We start from the raw sequence: 15109 nt of genomic DNA, 5'->3' as shown, positions 1-15109 counted from the left end.
GCAGGTGGCGGGGTGACTCGCACAGTAGACGTGGGTACCGACAGGGTCGGGTCAGAGCTGAGCGTCCGTCCACCGGAAGTCGCCGCGCTGCAGGGGTTCGATGCGTTTGAGGGCATACCACGTCGGCGTGGTGGAGGGTTGCGTCGAGTACAGGCCGTGGGATGCGGACACGACGCGATCGAATTGGCTTGGCCAGTGAATGGTTTCGGCGAGAGAGTCGAGGACGACGCGACCACGATCGAGTGCGCGGGTGACGTGTGCCGGCGCCGGGAGGAGGTCGGACTTGCTGCTGTTGCAGGATTGGCAGGCCAATACGAGGTTCGTCAGTCCGTCGATCCCGACGCGCGACCACGGGAGTACGTGATCGACGTGGCGTCCCGCGCCCAGCCGCGTGCCGCAGTAGAAGCAGTCGTTGCCGAAGTGGTCGGCGAGCACTTCGGCCGGTCGGGCGAGGGAGACGCGTTCGGTGCCGAAGAGGTGCGCGGCGATATCGGGCTCATCGCCGAGAACCTCACGGTTCATGCGCCGGACGTCGTCGACCCAGGCGAGCTGGAACGCCGGCTTCACCAGCGGGGCGAGGCGGGCGAGGGTGTGGCAGACACCGGGGAACAGTTCGATCTGATTGCCGTGAGCGTCGATGACGCGCGTCGAATCGGTGCCCAACCACGAGTCGTCGTAGAGGAAGCACTCATAAGTGCCGGTGCCGACGCGTTGCAGGAGCTTCAGCGGATAGCGCACCAGGTTCTTCTTAATCGCGGACTGCGCTGCCTGGTACTCCTGTGGCACAGCCATTTTGGCGCTCTCGATCGGGATCTGACGCAGTCGCGCCGTGGCACACGCAGCACGCAGCGCAGTGAGCTGACTGAACACGACCCCACGCCCGTCGTTGGACTGGCGGAGGATCACGTGCGACTTCTCGTCCAGCGGCCGAAGCTGCGTCCAGTAGAGCGCCATCACCCGCTCGGTGAGATCGTCGAGATCGATTGACACCGCGGCACCCGGATCGTCGGGTACCGACTCGACCGCGAGATCCAACAACGCGACCATCACCGCGAGCTTGTAGGTCGCCGTGCGGTGCCCGCCCTCCAGGACCGCGACCAACTGCTGGCCGAGGGTGAGCGGATCGGTGGGCATGGGTGGAGTGTAGTGCGGGTGGTGGCGCTGCAGGCGGAGCTCCCGGGTGAGACGAAGCTGGGCGGCTCAGTGCTCAGCACGGATTCGGCTCGCCGATCTTCACCGCCGACAGCACGGCCTGGCCCTCGGTGACCGGGCTTCCGGCGGGAGGAGTCTGCGACACGACGATCCAGTTGCTGTCGACGAGTTGGCGTCGGCCCTCGCCGGTTGCATCTTCGCTGCGGGAGAAGAACACTCCGGCACGCTGGATGGCGTTCTGCGCGGCCTGCAGGTTCATGCAGACGACGTTCGGCATGGTTGCGGGTTCGGCCGCTGCCGTCGTGGTTGCCGCCGGCGGAACCGCATTCTGCGTCGTGGCGACAGTGGTCGAAGGCAGGACCTCGGTGGTCGTGGTGACCGTATTCGGCGCGACAGCGGGTGTGGTCGTCGAGGTGGCCTCCGAGGACGACGAGGTGCTGCTACACGCGGACGCTGTCAGTATGACTGCGAAGGTCACCGATAGAGCTGCCACACAACGAGATACCGTCTTCATCGTTACCGATCCTCCTGAATTTTCCACGCCCACGGTGAGGTGCATCGCCAGAACGGTACGCACTAATCACGTCCGAAGAGTCCGATTTCCCCGGAGGTTCCTCCGGGTGGTGGACATGCGGGGAGATGATCGGCGGGTTGGGTTGTCAGTTCTGTGTCCCCATCGTCGAGTCTGGGTGCAGTGCTGAGAGATAGCGCTCCGGATCGGCGTCGTATCGCTTGTTCTCTTCTTCGCAACGCGCCAGCATCGCGGTCTTTTCGGCCTCGAGATGTTCACGTCGCGCGGCGTTCCGTTGGACCAACTTGATCACGACGAACACAAGGGCACCGGCTGCGATCAGTCCGACAACGACGTACCAGAAATGGATCACGAACCAGATGACTGCGCCGATCACCAACACTGCGCCGACGAGCAGCGGAGTTGTGTCAGAACTCTTGGAAGACAAGATTTTCCTAGATCTTTGGACCGAGCACAATCGGCGTCGGTGGTGTGAAGGTGGGGTTGTCGGGCAGTGGTTGCTCGCACAGGGAGTCACCGACGTGTGTTTCACCGTTCGTGCGGATGCGAAGGGCGACTCCCCTTGGCGTGCCAACGAATCGTCGTACCAAGCAAACCGCGGGTATCCGTAAGCGCGGTACTCGTCGATGGTCAGGGGAGGGTGATGCGGTGGCTCGTCTGTGAGCGTCTGCCACGCAGTTGAGTTCACGATCTTCACCGTTGCACTCGACTGGATCTGACAGAGTGCAGGGTGAGCCCGAACGGAGGTCGCGTGCCCCAGATGTACCCCGAGTCCCCGCGCTTCGCCACGCCAACGGAAAGATCGGTGTGGTTCGCGCTGCGTGACCAGCTGGCCGACGATGATCTGGTGATCCACGGTCAGCGGGTCACCGATCACGAGAAGGACCACGAGGCCGACTTCGTGGTCGCGATCGCCGGCGCGGGCATCGTGTGCCTCGAGGTCAAGGGTGGTGAGGTCTGGCACGACGGTGACGGCTGGCTGCAGTCGCGGCCGGGAAACCGGCCGAAGCGGATCGACCCCGTTGCCCAAGCACGCGGCGCGTGTTATGTGTTGCGGTCCTACGTCGAGACTCACCCCGCGTGGACTCGCGGACGGCTGCGGTGGGATCACGTTGTGGTGCTACCGCAGTCGCTGATCGACGACGACTTCGCGCTGCCGGACTGCCCGCGATGGAAGGTCGTCGATCGTAACCAGCTCGATCACCTCGTCCCACTCATCCGTCGGGTCCTCCTCGACAAGGAGCAGAACCTGCCAGCCCTCGACGCCTCCGCGATCGAGCAACTCGTCACCACGCTGAGCGGGCGCGGACTGCCTCAACGTGACGTCGTTGCCCGATCACTCGAGAATGAGGAAGCTGCCGACGCGCTGACCGAGCAACAGTCGGTGCTACTGAACGCCATCACACTGCTGCACCGTGTGGAGGTGCGCGGCGGGGCCGGCAGTGGCAAGACCTTCCTCGCCGTCGAGCAGGCCCGGCGACTGACCAAGGCCGGCCAACGGGTGGCGCTGCTCTGCTACTCGCACGGTCTCGCCTCATATCTGACCCGTCTGGTGGGCGGCTGGAAGTACACCGAACGACCCGCATACGTGGGCGAATTCCATCAGCTCGGCATCGAATGGGGAGCGGCAACGGGACCTGACGAGTCGGTTGTCAGCGATGCCGCACAACACTTCTGGGAGCACGAGCTGCCGAACGAGATGACTGATCTTGCCGAGGCGCTGGACCCCGGGCACCGCTTCGACGCCATTGTCATCGACGAGGCGCAAGACTTCGCCGACGAATGGTGGCGGCCAATACTGGCGTGCCTGCGAGACCCCGACGACAGTGGCGTCTACGTGTTCAGCGACGAGGCGCAGCGCGTGTTCGATCGGCACGGGGCGCCGGCGGTGCCGTTGGTTCCGCTGCTCCTGGATCAGAACCTGCGGAACACCCGCCAGATCGCCTCGGCCTTCAGTCCGCTTGTCGGACAGCGCATGCAACTGCGGGGAGGAGAAGGGCCCGATGTGCGCTTCGTGGCGTGTACCCCGAACGAGGCGCTCGGCTGGGCCGACGATCAGGTCGACCTGCTACTCGACGACGGCTGGCGTTTCCAGGACATCGCTCTGCTCACAACCGGTAGCCGGCACAATGAGCAGATCGCGCGGCAACAACAAGGGCCACAGGCCTATTGGGACACCTTCTGGGACGACGATCAAGTCTTCTACGGCCACGTCCTCGGGTTCAAAGGCTTGGAGCGGCGCGTCGTCGTTCTCGCACTGAACGAGTCCGCGCCTCGGGACCGGTCCAAAGAGCGGCTCTACGTAGGGCTCTCGCGGGCTCGTGATCAGCTGGTGGTGTGCGGCGATCCGGACTTCGTGTGCAGCGTCGGTGGAATCGATGTGGCGCGCCGGTTGGGTATCTGACGGTTCTGGCGGCAGTGCCATCGAGAAACTATTCGATCACCGCGTCGACCCGCCACACGGCGTCCCCCCGCCCTCGCCGAACTGTGACCTGACCTACTCGACCCGCCCCGCTATGTACACGAGACGGGCATATCTGTAACTTAACGACAATGACTGCAAGTAGTACGCGTACGCGCAAGGGTGGCGAGCGCGTTGAGAGTCCCTCGTTGACGGTCTTGCGGCCGGCCCGGGGCGAACTCCTTGCTGCCCTGACCTGCGTGATCGTGTCCACCGCGTCGTCGCTGGTGCCGTTGATCGGGGTTGTCGAGATCGCACGCCTGGTGATCGCCGATGGCCCGCTCGACAGCAGACGCGTGTGGTGGGTCGTGGCCGCCATCGGTGGTGGTCTCGTCGTGCGAGTGACCTTCATGATGGCCGGCGGATGGCTCTCCCATCACGCCGACATCCGTCTCGCGAGCGCGCTCAAGCGCCAACTCGTCACCAAACTCGGGCGACTTCCCCTCGGATACTTCACCCGCGCGAGCAGCGGGGCGGTCAAGAAGGCCGTCAACGACGATGTCCAGACACTGCACCACCTCGTCGCCCACGCCGTGCTGGAGGTGACCGGCGCGATCACGGTGCCGGTTGTTATTCTCGCCTACCTGATCGTCGTCGACTGGGTGATGGCGCTGATCACGGTGGTGCCACTGGTGCTCGGGGCGGTCGGCTACGCACTCGCGATGCGCGGGAGTGAGCAGATGTTCATGCGTTACGACGCCGCGACCCGAGAGCTCGGGGCGTCGACGGTCGAGTTCGTCAACGGCATCAGCGTCGTCAAGGCATTCGGCCGTGTCGGTGTGGCGCACCGCCAATTCAATTCGGCAGCAGACGAGTTCAGCACCTTCTACTCCACCTGGATGCGAATGTCGCAACGCGGCATGCTGATCATGGAGCTGGCCACCAGCCCGGTCACCACGCTGGTCACGGTGGGTGTGGCCGGACTCGCCCTGACCCAGGCCGGACAGCTCACGCTGCCCGATCTCGTCGCCTTTCTCGTTCTCGGACTGGGGATCACCGCACCCATCACGGTGCTCGGATACAGCGCGCAGGCCCTGCGAGAAGCGTCGCAGGCGGCCCGGCGCGTCCTCGACTTCGTCGATGAGCCCGAACTACCCCTTGCCCATGAAGCGCCAGCACTCGTCGGCGAGCAGCCCACGGTGACCCTCGACAACGTCGGATTCCGTTATCAATCAACAGCTCCGCGTGCGCTCGCCGAGGTGAACCTGACTCTGCGCCCAGGCACGGTGACCGCGATCGTGGGGCCGTCCGGGTCGGGCAAGTCAACACTGGCCGCGCTGCTCGCGCGGTTCGGCGATCCCGAGACCGGCGCTGTCCGCATCGACGGCATCGACGTGCGTGAGCTGCCGGAATCGGTGCTCTACCAGAAAGTCTCGCTGGTCTTTCAGGACCCGCTTTTGCAGCGAACAACCGTGCGCGACAACATCCGACTCGCGCGCCCCGACGCCGACGATGCCGAGGTCCGCGCTGCCGCCGACACCGCTCAACTGGGCACACGGATCGCCGAGATGCCGGCGGGCCTCGACACCGTCGTCGGCACCGACTTGCGGCTCTCCGGCGGTGAGGCGCAGCGTGTCGCCATCGCCCGCGCCGTCATGGCCGACACCCCGATCCTCGTGCTCGACGAGGCGACGGCGTCGGCAGACCCGGAGTCCGAAGCGCAGATCCAGCAAGCCTTGACGGGGTTGTTGCGGGGCAAGACCGTCGTGGTCATTGCGCACCGGCTCAGCACCATTCGCCACGCCGACCAGATCGTCGTCCTCGACCACGGACGCATCGCCGAGATCGGCACCCACGACGAACTCGTCGACACGGGCGGTGCATACGCCGCGCTCTGGGAGGACGAGCAACGCCAGGAACGACAGGGGAACCGCGGGTGATCACCTTGCTGTCGAAGCTCCTCGACGCCCCGGATGTGCGGCGTCTCCGCGGGCTGGTTGTGCTCCTCGCTGTATTGACGGTTCTCCAAGGCGTGATCTACGTGCTGCTGGTGCCGCTCCTGCGGTCGGTCTTCGACGCCCGGTGGGGATCGGCGTGGGCGGCGGCGGGCGCGATCGCCGCACTCGGCCTCGCCTACCTGCTACTCATGGCACGCTCGGTGGCCGTCGGCAACGACCTGTCGTGCCGAACCCTCGCCACGCTGTTGCGGCGCCTGGGATCTCAGGTCGCCACCTTTCCGCTGGGCTGGTTCGACGCCGAACGCACCGGTGAACTCACCCGACTGGCCGGCACCGGCACGGTCCAGATCGCCTCCGCCCCCGCAAACCTGTTGCGTCCCATCATCGTCGCGGCCGGGGTTCCGGTGACCATCGTGGTGGCACTCTGCGTCATTCAGTGGCAACTCGCGGTGGCGCTCGTCGTCGGAGGCGCTGCGGTCGTCGCCGGAACCCGACTGTTCACCGGGATCGTCAAACGGTACGAGGTCGATTACGAAGCAGGCCTGGCAGATTCGTCGGCCCGGATCGTCGAGTATGCGGTCACGCAGCCTGCGTTACGCATCTTCGGGCGTGCCGGCAGTGGCCGTCGGCTCGTCGACGACGCGCTCGATCGCTTCGAGCGGGCCGGTCGGCGGCTGACCCTCGTGGCCGGATTCGTCGGAATGTCGTTCTCGGCATTGATCATTCAGATCTTCCTCACCGCAGTCATCGCGTTGAGCACCTATCTGTACGTGGGTGGCACCGTCGACGCGGGGATGCTGATCGCGCTGCTGGTGCTCAGCGTCCGGTTCGTCGAGCCGCTCCTGCAGCTCGGCGAGCTGACCGGCAACCTCCGCGTCGGACGCAGTCACCTCGAGCGCGCCATGACCATTCTCGATGCCCCCTTACTCCCCGAACCTGCCACGCCCGCACCGGTCACCGGGCTCGACATCGAACTACGTGACGTCACCTTCGGGTACGACGGCGACCAGGTCCTCACCGGTGTGTCGTTCACTGCGCCGGCACAATCGTTGACCGCGCTCGTCGGCCCGTCCGGGTCGGGAAAGAGCACCATTCTGCGGTTGATCGCCCGTTTCTACGACGTCGACGACGGCGCAGTTCTGCTCGGCGGCAACGATGTCCGCGATATCGGCACCGCCGGGCTCCTCGACCACATCAGCATCGTGTTCCAGGACGTGTATCTGTTCGACGGCACCATCGCCGACAACATCCGGCAGGCCAAACCCGATGCCACCCCCGCCGAACTCGCGCACGTCGCCGCAGCCGCGCGGGTCGACGAGATCATCGCGCGACTCCCCGACGGATGGGACACCCGCGTCGGTGAAGGGGGAACGGCACTGTCGGGCGGCGAGAAGCAACGCGTCTCGATCGCGCGGGCACTGCTCAAGGACGCGCCCGTCGTCCTGCTCGACGAGGTCACCTCCGCGATGGACCCCCACAACGAGCGCGCGCTGCAGGACGCGATCGCCGAACTCGCCCGCGCACGTACGGTTCTCATGATCGCGCATCGACTGCCCACCGTCCGCGACGCCGACGCGATCGTTGTCCTCGACGACGGTGCCGTGGTGCAAACCGGCACCCACGAGCAGCTGATCGGCGTGGACGGCGTGTACCGCGACTTCTTCGAGCAACGGCGCCGCGCCCAAGGCTGGGCCATCACCCCCTGACCGGTCCTCGTCGACCGCTCGTCAACACCCAACGCCCCACCGTGGGCCCAATCCGGAGGTATCGTGTCGTGGACAGACGCCAATTTCTGCGTGGATCAATGATTTTGGGCGCCGCAAGCGCCGTTGTGGGGGTTGGTGCGGCGTGCGGGACGTCGTCGACTCCCACCACCGACCGGCTCCGCATCGCCGCGCTCGGTAGTCCCACCGACACGCTGGACATGGGAACGGCGAACAGCGTGATGACCTATATCGCCGGATACAACATCTGGGACAGCCTCGCACTGATCGTCGGCGACAAGGTGACAATGCAACTGGCCGAATCGATCACACCGAACGCCGATGCGTCCGTGTGGACGGTTCGACTCAAGGACGGACTGCGCTTCTCCGACGGCTCAGCCGTGACCGCCGACGATGTGCTGGCAAGCCTGCGTTCGCTTGCGGCTTCTCCGAATATCGCCCAGTTCTACAGCGACCTAGACTTTTCCGCGTCCCGCGCCACCGACCCGCGGACCGCAACGCTGGCGCTGAAGCGTCCACGTGCCGATTTCGTCGAAGCGACGCTGGCGATGATGAGCATCGTGATGCGCTCCGGTAAACCAGACCCCGCCATCGGCTCCGGCGCCTACACGCTGTCCTCGGGCAACGCCACCGACGGGTATGTGCTGCGGCCGTCGCCGCATTACCGCGGTACGACGCCGTCGCTGACCCAGGTGGAGATCCGGGGGATCACCGACTCCACCGCTCGCCAGAACGCGCTCACCAGTGGGGAAGTCGACATGGCCCTCGAGTTGAGTGCGACCGGCGCCCAGACGTTGTCGTCGAATCCGTCGTTCACGGTGACCCGGCTCGGCGGTGCCGGCTCCCGCGCCATGTCGTTGGTGCTCAACACGCGAATGGCGCCCTTCGACGATCCGCAGGTCCGCGAGGCCATGATGATCGCCGTCGACCGCAACCAACTCGTCGACGTGGTGATGCGCGGTCAAGGGCAGGTCGGCAACGATCTCGTCGGTAAAGGGCTACCCGGCTACGACGCATCGATTCCCCAGCGCACCCGCGACGTCGCCCGGGCGCGCAGTGTGCTCGCGGCCAAGGGAGTGCGGACGTTGACACTGGTCAGTTCGGAGATCGCCCCGGGCACCAACGCCGCATCAGAACTGGTCAAGCAACAGCTCGCCGACGTGGGCGTCGAGGTGACCGTGCAGACCAAGGATCCGTCCAGCTTCTTCTCCGACATGCCCTCGCTGCTCTCGACACCGTTTCTCACCATGTACTACGTGAACCGCCCGGTCGCAGCCTCGTTGCCGTTCATGACCGGACCGACCTCGCCGTACAACTTCTCCGGATACTCCTCGCCGGCCTTGGAGAAGGCGCTCGACGCCGCCACGACCACCGTCGATCCGGCCAAGCGGGCTGCCGAATACAATGCGGCTCAACGCGATCTCCATGATCATGGCGCAGAGATTATCTGGGGCTATCAGGACACGATCAACGGCAGCGCTCGCGGTGTGCAGGTCGCCGAGTACAGCCAGGGCATCCCGCTGTTGGCCACCGCCCGATTCACGTGAGTGACCGGCTTCGGCGGGCGGTGGGATCTGCTGCCGTACGGCGGTGCGGATACGCGCTTCTGGTGGTGCTCGGCGTGAACATCGTCGTATTCTTTGGCGTCGCAGCACTTCCCGGCGACGCAGCCACTCAGGCCGCAGGCTCTGCGTCCTACACACGAGTCGACGACCTGCGCATCGAGTTCGGTCTCGACAAGCCGGTGTGGGAAAGGTACCTGCAGTGGTGGCGTGGTGTCTTTGACGGCACGTTGGGTACCTCGCTGCCCGGTCAGCAGCCGGTCGCCCAACTCATCGGGGAACCGTTGGTGCGCAGTCTGATTCTCGCCGGTATCGCCGCTCTCATCGCCGTCGTCGTGGGGCTCGGTGCGGGAATCTCAGCCGGATTCAGACCGGGTTCGGTGACCGATCGGATCATCAGCGGAGCCGCACTGGTGCTCATCAGCAGCCCAGAATTCGTGGTGGCGACCGTGGCGATCCTGGTGTTCGCCTATCAACTCGACTGGTTGCCCGCGGTGTCGTTGGTGCCGGTCGGCGGCAACGTCCTGAGCGCCCCACAGATCCTTGTGCTGCCCGCCCTGTGCCTCGGCCTGTATGCGGCCGGGAGCATGGCGCGTCTGGTGCGCGCGGCGGTGCGCGTGGCCGCCGACTCGCCGCACGTCGACGCCGCCGTCCTCGCCGGCCTCCCGACGGCCGCCGTGCTCGGCAGACATGTGTTGCCGTCGGCATGGGGTCCGATCGCGCAGGTGGGGGCGCAAGTGGTGCCCTACCTCATCGGGGGAGCGGTGGTCATCGAGCGGGTCTTCGGGTACCCGGGGATCGGGTCGTTGCTCGTCGACCGGATCGCCGCGCGTGACGAGGCGACGGTCCTGACGGTGGTGACTCTCCTCGCCGCGGTCTCCGTGACCGCGTATGTCGCCGCTGACGCCGTTGTCGCACATTATGATCGGCGCTCGGTGGGGGTCGTCAGTTGACCGTACGAGACCGTGGGATGACGGCCGGACTCGGGAAATCCCCAGCGTTGCGGCGGCTCCTCATCGCCGTCTGCGCGGCCGTTCTGGGTGCCGGACTGCTGGTTGCTCTCGGTGGGCCGTTCATCGCCGATCGGGTGCACGGCGGGCCGGACCGCACGCTCGGTGCGTCGTATCTGCCGTCGTCGGCGCACGATCCGTTGGGAACCGACTATCTCGGACGTGACGTCGCTGCGCGCGTACTCGCCGGTGGCGCGACCATCGTGGTCATCCCGCTGATCGCGGTGATCCTCGCCGAGGCCGTCGGCGTGCTGGCCGGCATCTGGTTCGCGCAGACCCGACGGTCCGAACGTCTGACGCGGTACCTGCTCGACGTGGTGCTCGTGGTGCCGCCCGCGGTGAGCCTGCTGGTGGTGCTCACCGCCTCCGGCACGAATCCGCTCGGCCTGATCCTACTGGTACTGATGATCAGCCTGCCGTTCGTCAGCCGATACGCGCAGGCGTTGGCCACACCGCTGGTGTCGTCGGGATTCGTTGCGGCAGCGCAGGCGCGGGGCGACTCGACCGCGCGGGTGATGGTGTGTGAGATCCTGCCGAACCTGATCGTCCCGGTGGCCGCAGACCTCGGGACGCGGTTTGTCGGCGCCGTCTATCTGGTGGCGACCGCGAGCTTCCTCGGCGCCGCGACGCTCGACGGCACAGCCAACTGGGCGAGCATGGTGCAGCAGAACGCCGCGGGCCTCGCGCTCAATCCGTGGTCGGTGGCCGCACCGGCCGCGATGATCGCCGTCATCACCATCCCGGCAAACATCCTCGCCGACATATACCTGGAGCGACGGAGATGACCCCGACTTCGGCACAACAGGATTCGGTGCGCTCGGATACGGTGCACATGGAGGACCTGTGGGTCCACGACAGGACCGGTACCGCCGTCCTGGCCGGAATGAACCTCCGCATCGGCGACGGCAGCGCGCACGCCGTGGTCGGCGAATCGGGATCGGGGAAGACCACGGCCGCATTGGCGCTCCTCGGATATGTGCCCCGCGGGCTTCGGCACTCGCGCGGTGACCTGACTGTTTTCGGTACTCGGCCACTGGCGTTGGCGGGCAGCACGTTACGCAGTTTCCGGCGCAGCGTCGGATACTTGCACCAAGATCCGGGTAGCACGCTCACGCCGACCCAGACCGTCGGGTCGGCGATCGCCGAGCTCGCGATACCCACCGTCGAGCCCACCGAGATCCTGCTGTCGGTCGGGCTGCCCGCCGACGACGAATTCGTCGCGCGGTATCCCCATCAGCTCTCCGGCGGGCAACGACGCCGCGTGGCGTTGGCGCGGGCACTCGCCGGCGCACCCCGCATGCTCATCGTCGACGAACCCACCGCCGGACTCGACGCCACCGCGGTCACGCAGGTCATCGACGAACTCCACGACGCGCGCCGCCGACACGGCTTCACTCTCGTGGTGATCACTCACGATCTCGACGTGGCCCGCGAACTGGCGACATCGGTCACCGTCGTCGACTCCGGTCGTGCAGTCGAAAGTGGCTCCATCGCAGACGTTCTCGACAGTCCCGCGTCTGCGGCCTTGCGTGAGATCGTGCGCGCGCACGACGCAATCCGCTCGGGTGTACCCGCCGACGGCGACGCCGACAGCGGTGTGCAGCTGCGTCTGGATCAGGTGACCGTCGGCGCCGGACGATCGACGACGCCGCTGTTCGCGCCGGTCGATCTCACGGTCTCCGGCGGCCAGTCCGTCGGTCTGATCGGCCCGTCCGGTGTGGGGAAATCAACGCTGGTACGTGCGATGGTGGGGCTCGCCCCGACGCTGTCGGGGTCGATCACCATCGACACCGTGCCACGCAGCGGCCGCCGATGGCAGCCGAGGCCGGTGGCGCTGATACCCCAAGACCCCGACACCGCACTCAATCCGGCTCTGCGCGTGCGAACTTCGATCACCCGAGCGCTACCAGGCCGCCACGATACCGGCGGGCGGGTTGACGCGCTGCTCCGCGATGTCGGCCTCGATTCGGAGCTGGCCGACCGGTTGCCGACCGACCTGTCGGGCGGGCAGCGTCAACGCGTGGCGATCGCCCGAGCGTTGGCCACGAATCCGTCGATTCTGCTGTGCGATGAGGTGACCAGCGCCGTTGACACCGTCACCGAGGAGCGAATCCTCGCTCTGCTCGATGGAATCCGAGTGCAACGCCGGCTCGCCCTGGTGATCATCACCCACAGCCCCGCTGTGGTGTCACGCATGTGCCAGAGCATCGTCGAACTGAAGGGGAAGTGAGACCGGGCTGATGTCCCGAGTGTGGGGCACTCGCCACTTGGGTGAGGTTCACCCGAACGGGTGAGTGACGTCAATCGCGTTGCGGCGCATCGGTGGTGGTCAGTGTGGCTGTCAGAGGTGTCAAGGTATCGAGGTACACCGACGCCAGCAGCTCCGACTCGTTGGCCGCTCCCCGTATGTCATCGCCGTGGTGGCGGTCGAGCTCCGATTCCACCGCGTGATCGAAATCGTCGATGGCGTCGACACGTGCCATCCATTCTTGCTTGTCGTGGCGCTCCTGAATGCGTGCGACCACCGTGCGGTACTCGGCAAGTGCGCGCAAACGGTCCATGAGTCCGTCGACGCGGGTATCGAGGGTGCGTGCCTTCGCGATGTACGTGCTGACGATCAGATCATCTGCGCGAAGAGCGCCGAAAGGAGCAGGCCCGAGGATTTCTCGTTGTGCACGAAGCCGTTTGGCTGCTGTGGTGACTTCCGTGACTTCTGCGGTGAGATCGACTCGGACGCCATTCTCGTCGAAAAAGGGAAGACGCCATGCGGGGTATCGGTGGATGCGAGCCGCGATCTGGCCGATGGCCAACGCGATCTGGCCGGCGTCGTCCTCGTCGATGAGCTCGAGGGTCTCTTTCTCTTCGCCGTTGAGGCGGTAGGCACGGTCGAGCCGCGCGGTAGCGGCGGCGGCGGTCTCATGATGCTCGGGGACGTCGACAAAGGGGAGCCAGCCCATGCCGACCGCGCGATTGCGGAGCGTGAAATCCGCCCCACGCCACACGTCGTGCACCAGCACGACGTGGCCTGCGAAGTGGCCACCCTCAGTGGCGTCGCCCTGGTGCGTCGCAGCATCGGTGACGCGGCGGATTCGCTGGCATTCGCTGCGACGGTCTCGGCGTTGGTCACGCTGCTCGGCGGTGAATACGTCGAGTGGGTGTGTCCGTCGTGGTGATCGACGCCCGGTGCCGCGCTTGCGCGCCGCCCGAGGCCGTCGATCCCGTCGATCCTCGATGCTGACGGCGATCACCGCAACGACGATCACTGCGAGCAGGCAGAGAGTGGCAACCATGGGTGGAGTAGATCACGAGGTTCGGACAATTCGGGCTCGGTTCGTCCAGTACCTGCACCGACCCGCGCGTCGTTGACTACGACGACGATCCGAACGGCGGCGCCGGTGCCGGCTTGGGCTTGACCTTGCGCCACGTGATCGACCACTTCGCGAGGGTCTCGCCGAGCGGGGCCTCATAGATCAGTGCGCTCGGGTCGGGGCCGTCGACCTCAAGGGCAACAGTGCCTTTCGCCTGTTCGCCCGCGGAGAGATAGCCCGCACGCAGCGTGGTGGCATCGTCGCCGTACTCGACGTCGTCGTAGGTGGTTCCATCGTCGGCCTTGGCCACGAAATACAGGGGATTGACGGGGATCTCGCCCTTGGTCGCCTGGATCAGAACGGTGAAGGTGGCGGTACTGCTCGACAGGTAGGCCTTCTGGAGCGTGACGTAGCCGGCCCAATCGCTGTGGGAGATGAATCGTGCGTTGGACGGGGTGTCTGCGTGGGCCGTGCCGGCCGAGAAGAAGACCGAGACCGGTGCCAGGAATGCGATCAGAGCGAGGATCGCCAGAAAAGTACGTTTCACGGAGCGAAGCCTAGCCGCAGGACGATTGGCGCATTTCGCGTCCTTTGGGTGGACTACTTCGGTTGGGGGACAGGGGATACCTGCTTCGTATCGCGAGAGAAGCTCTGCAGGCGTGGCGATTATCGCCGGGCCGTGTCAGTCACCGATCCGATTCCAGAACGAGCCCTCGATGCCGTTGTCGGTGAGGAACTGCTCGAGGGCGTGGTTGCTGTCGAAGCGCGCCGAGATCGTGGCCCTCGATCTTGAGTTGACCGTCCTCGGTGAGCGTCACCGTCCGCAGCATCATGCCGTCGGCGTCCTGCCTGCTGGTCATGACTATGCGATTGCGTTTTCGTTGATTGCTATTCATGCCTTGAGTTTCGCAGGTGGTACCGACAAATTACGGCGGCGAAAATACAGTGCAAGCAGGCCGCGAACGACGACGTCGTACAGGAATGTGGTGAAACCGGCGGCGAATCCGATGCCGAACCACGCGAGGCCGGCGATCATCACGGCCCACGACGTGGCGACGAGCGTTACCCACGCCGCCTCGATCGACAGCCAGGGCGTGAGCCACGGAATCACGAGAGCCGCGACCAGCAGTGTGGGAAACGGCACCAACACGAGGGGATAGCCGAGCCCGTCGGAGGCGCAAACCGCCGTGACGATCAGCGCGACGACGAGGACAACCAACCACATCGACCAGAACCTCAGGAGCACCTTCGGTCTCGGCTGAGGCCAGGAGACTCCGCGACGCGGGGTCGGCGACCGTCGATCGGCCGACCCGGTGTTCGACATGGAACGCATGGTAGGGCGGCGAGTCCGTGCTACGGATGGCGAACCACTCGGTGGTCGATCGGCTGAAGCACCTAAGCCTCGATCCACCGATCGGCTTTTGAGGTGTGATGAAAGGTGTTGAGCATGTTCAGGCCGGTG

14 protein-coding genes are annotated in these 15109 nt (G+C 65.8%); 7 read left to right on the top strand and 7 right to left on the bottom strand.

Translation table 11 applies throughout. The annotated features are described in order from the left end of the window. Nucleotides 1-51: 51 nt before the first annotated feature. The 3 genes from B1964_RS19100 to B1964_RS19090 all read right to left on the bottom strand — a co-directional run bounded on the left by B1964_RS19100 (nucleotide 52) and on the right by B1964_RS19090 (nucleotide 2111). Entirely contained in the window at nucleotides 52-1134 is a 1083-nt protein-coding gene (locus B1964_RS19100; protein ID WP_079930880.1) for an HNH endonuclease, read from the bottom strand. A gap of 73 nt (nucleotides 1135-1207) precedes the next feature. Continuing rightward, the gene (locus B1964_RS19095) at nucleotides 1208-1630 is read right to left on the bottom strand and encodes a PASTA domain-containing protein (protein WP_079930879.1); all 423 of its coding nucleotides are present in this window, start codon (nucleotides 1628-1630) and stop codon (nucleotides 1208-1210) included. A 181-nt stretch (nucleotides 1631-1811) separates the two neighbouring features. Beyond that, nucleotides 1812-2111: a hypothetical protein gene (locus B1964_RS19090; protein ID WP_079930878.1), complete on the bottom strand. Its 300-nt coding sequence runs from the start codon at nucleotides 2109-2111 to the stop codon at nucleotides 1812-1814. 324 nt (nucleotides 2112-2435) lie between these two features. Between B1964_RS19090 and B1964_RS19080 the strand changes: the two genes are divergently transcribed. The 7 genes from B1964_RS19080 to B1964_RS19050 all read left to right on the top strand — a co-directional run bounded on the left by B1964_RS19080 (nucleotide 2436) and on the right by B1964_RS19050 (nucleotide 12569). Then, on the top strand, nucleotides 2436-4088 hold the full coding sequence (locus B1964_RS19080; protein WP_079930877.1) for an NERD domain-containing protein: 1653 nt from the start codon (nucleotides 2436-2438) through the stop codon (nucleotides 4086-4088). Between the two features lie 206 nt (nucleotides 4089-4294). After that, nucleotides 4295-6025 (top strand): ABC transporter ATP-binding protein, encoded by a 1731-nt coding sequence (locus B1964_RS19075; protein ID WP_172398898.1) that lies wholly within the window; start codon nucleotides 4295-4297, stop codon nucleotides 6023-6025. Continuing rightward, entirely contained in the window at nucleotides 6022-7749 is a 1728-nt protein-coding gene (locus B1964_RS19070; protein WP_079930875.1) for an ABC transporter ATP-binding protein, read from the top strand. The genes B1964_RS19075 and B1964_RS19070 overlap by 4 nt, the downstream gene beginning before the upstream one ends. Before the next feature lie 98 nt (nucleotides 7750-7847). Then, nucleotides 7848-9314, top strand: coding sequence for an ABC transporter substrate-binding protein (locus B1964_RS19065; protein WP_079930874.1), 1467 nt, complete (start codon nucleotides 7848-7850; stop codon nucleotides 9312-9314). Next, a complete protein-coding gene (locus tag B1964_RS19060; RefSeq protein ID WP_346348423.1) occupies nucleotides 9311-10282 on the top strand; it encodes an ABC transporter permease in 972 nt (323 codons plus the stop codon). Before B1964_RS19065 ends, B1964_RS19060 begins: the two co-directional genes overlap by 4 nt. Continuing rightward, nucleotides 10279-11124: an ABC transporter permease subunit gene (locus B1964_RS19055; RefSeq protein WP_216354263.1), complete on the top strand. Its 846-nt coding sequence runs from the start codon at nucleotides 10279-10281 to the stop codon at nucleotides 11122-11124. The genes B1964_RS19060 and B1964_RS19055 overlap by 4 nt, the downstream gene beginning before the upstream one ends. After that, nucleotides 11121-12569, top strand: coding sequence for an ATP-binding cassette domain-containing protein (locus tag B1964_RS19050; RefSeq protein WP_079930871.1), 1449 nt, complete (start codon nucleotides 11121-11123; stop codon nucleotides 12567-12569). The genes B1964_RS19055 and B1964_RS19050 overlap by 4 nt, the downstream gene beginning before the upstream one ends. A gap of 70 nt (nucleotides 12570-12639) precedes the next feature. Here the strand turns inward: B1964_RS19050 and B1964_RS19045 are convergent, their stop codons facing one another. The 4 genes from B1964_RS19045 to B1964_RS19035 all read right to left on the bottom strand — a co-directional run bounded on the left by B1964_RS19045 (nucleotide 12640) and on the right by B1964_RS19035 (nucleotide 14872). Then, nucleotides 12640-13629 carry a hypothetical protein gene (locus B1964_RS19045; protein WP_253194062.1) on the bottom strand — a complete coding sequence of 330 codons (990 nt, stop codon included), beginning with the start codon at nucleotides 13627-13629 and terminating at the stop codon, nucleotides 12640-12642. Nucleotides 13630-13705: 76 nt separating this feature from the next. After that, nucleotides 13706-14194 (bottom strand): DUF1942 domain-containing protein, encoded by a 489-nt coding sequence (locus B1964_RS19040; protein WP_079930869.1) that lies wholly within the window; start codon nucleotides 14192-14194, stop codon nucleotides 13706-13708. A 139-nt stretch (nucleotides 14195-14333) separates the two neighbouring features. Next, complete coding sequence (locus B1964_RS30490) at nucleotides 14334-14507, bottom strand: hypothetical protein (protein ID WP_172398896.1); 174 nt, start codon at nucleotides 14505-14507, stop codon at nucleotides 14334-14336. A 32-nt stretch (nucleotides 14508-14539) separates the two neighbouring features. Beyond that, entirely contained in the window at nucleotides 14540-14872 is a 333-nt protein-coding gene (locus tag B1964_RS19035; protein WP_139765796.1) for a hypothetical protein, read from the bottom strand. Nucleotides 14873-15109 lie beyond the last annotated feature (237 nt).

The sequence above is a fragment of the Gordonia sp. i37 genome, from assembly GCF_002043085.1.
Taxonomy (GTDB): domain Bacteria; phylum Actinomycetota; class Actinomycetes; order Mycobacteriales; family Mycobacteriaceae; genus Gordonia; species Gordonia polyisoprenivorans.
Note: the sequence above shows the minus strand (reverse complement) of the source record. Positions and strands in the feature narration are given on the sequence as shown.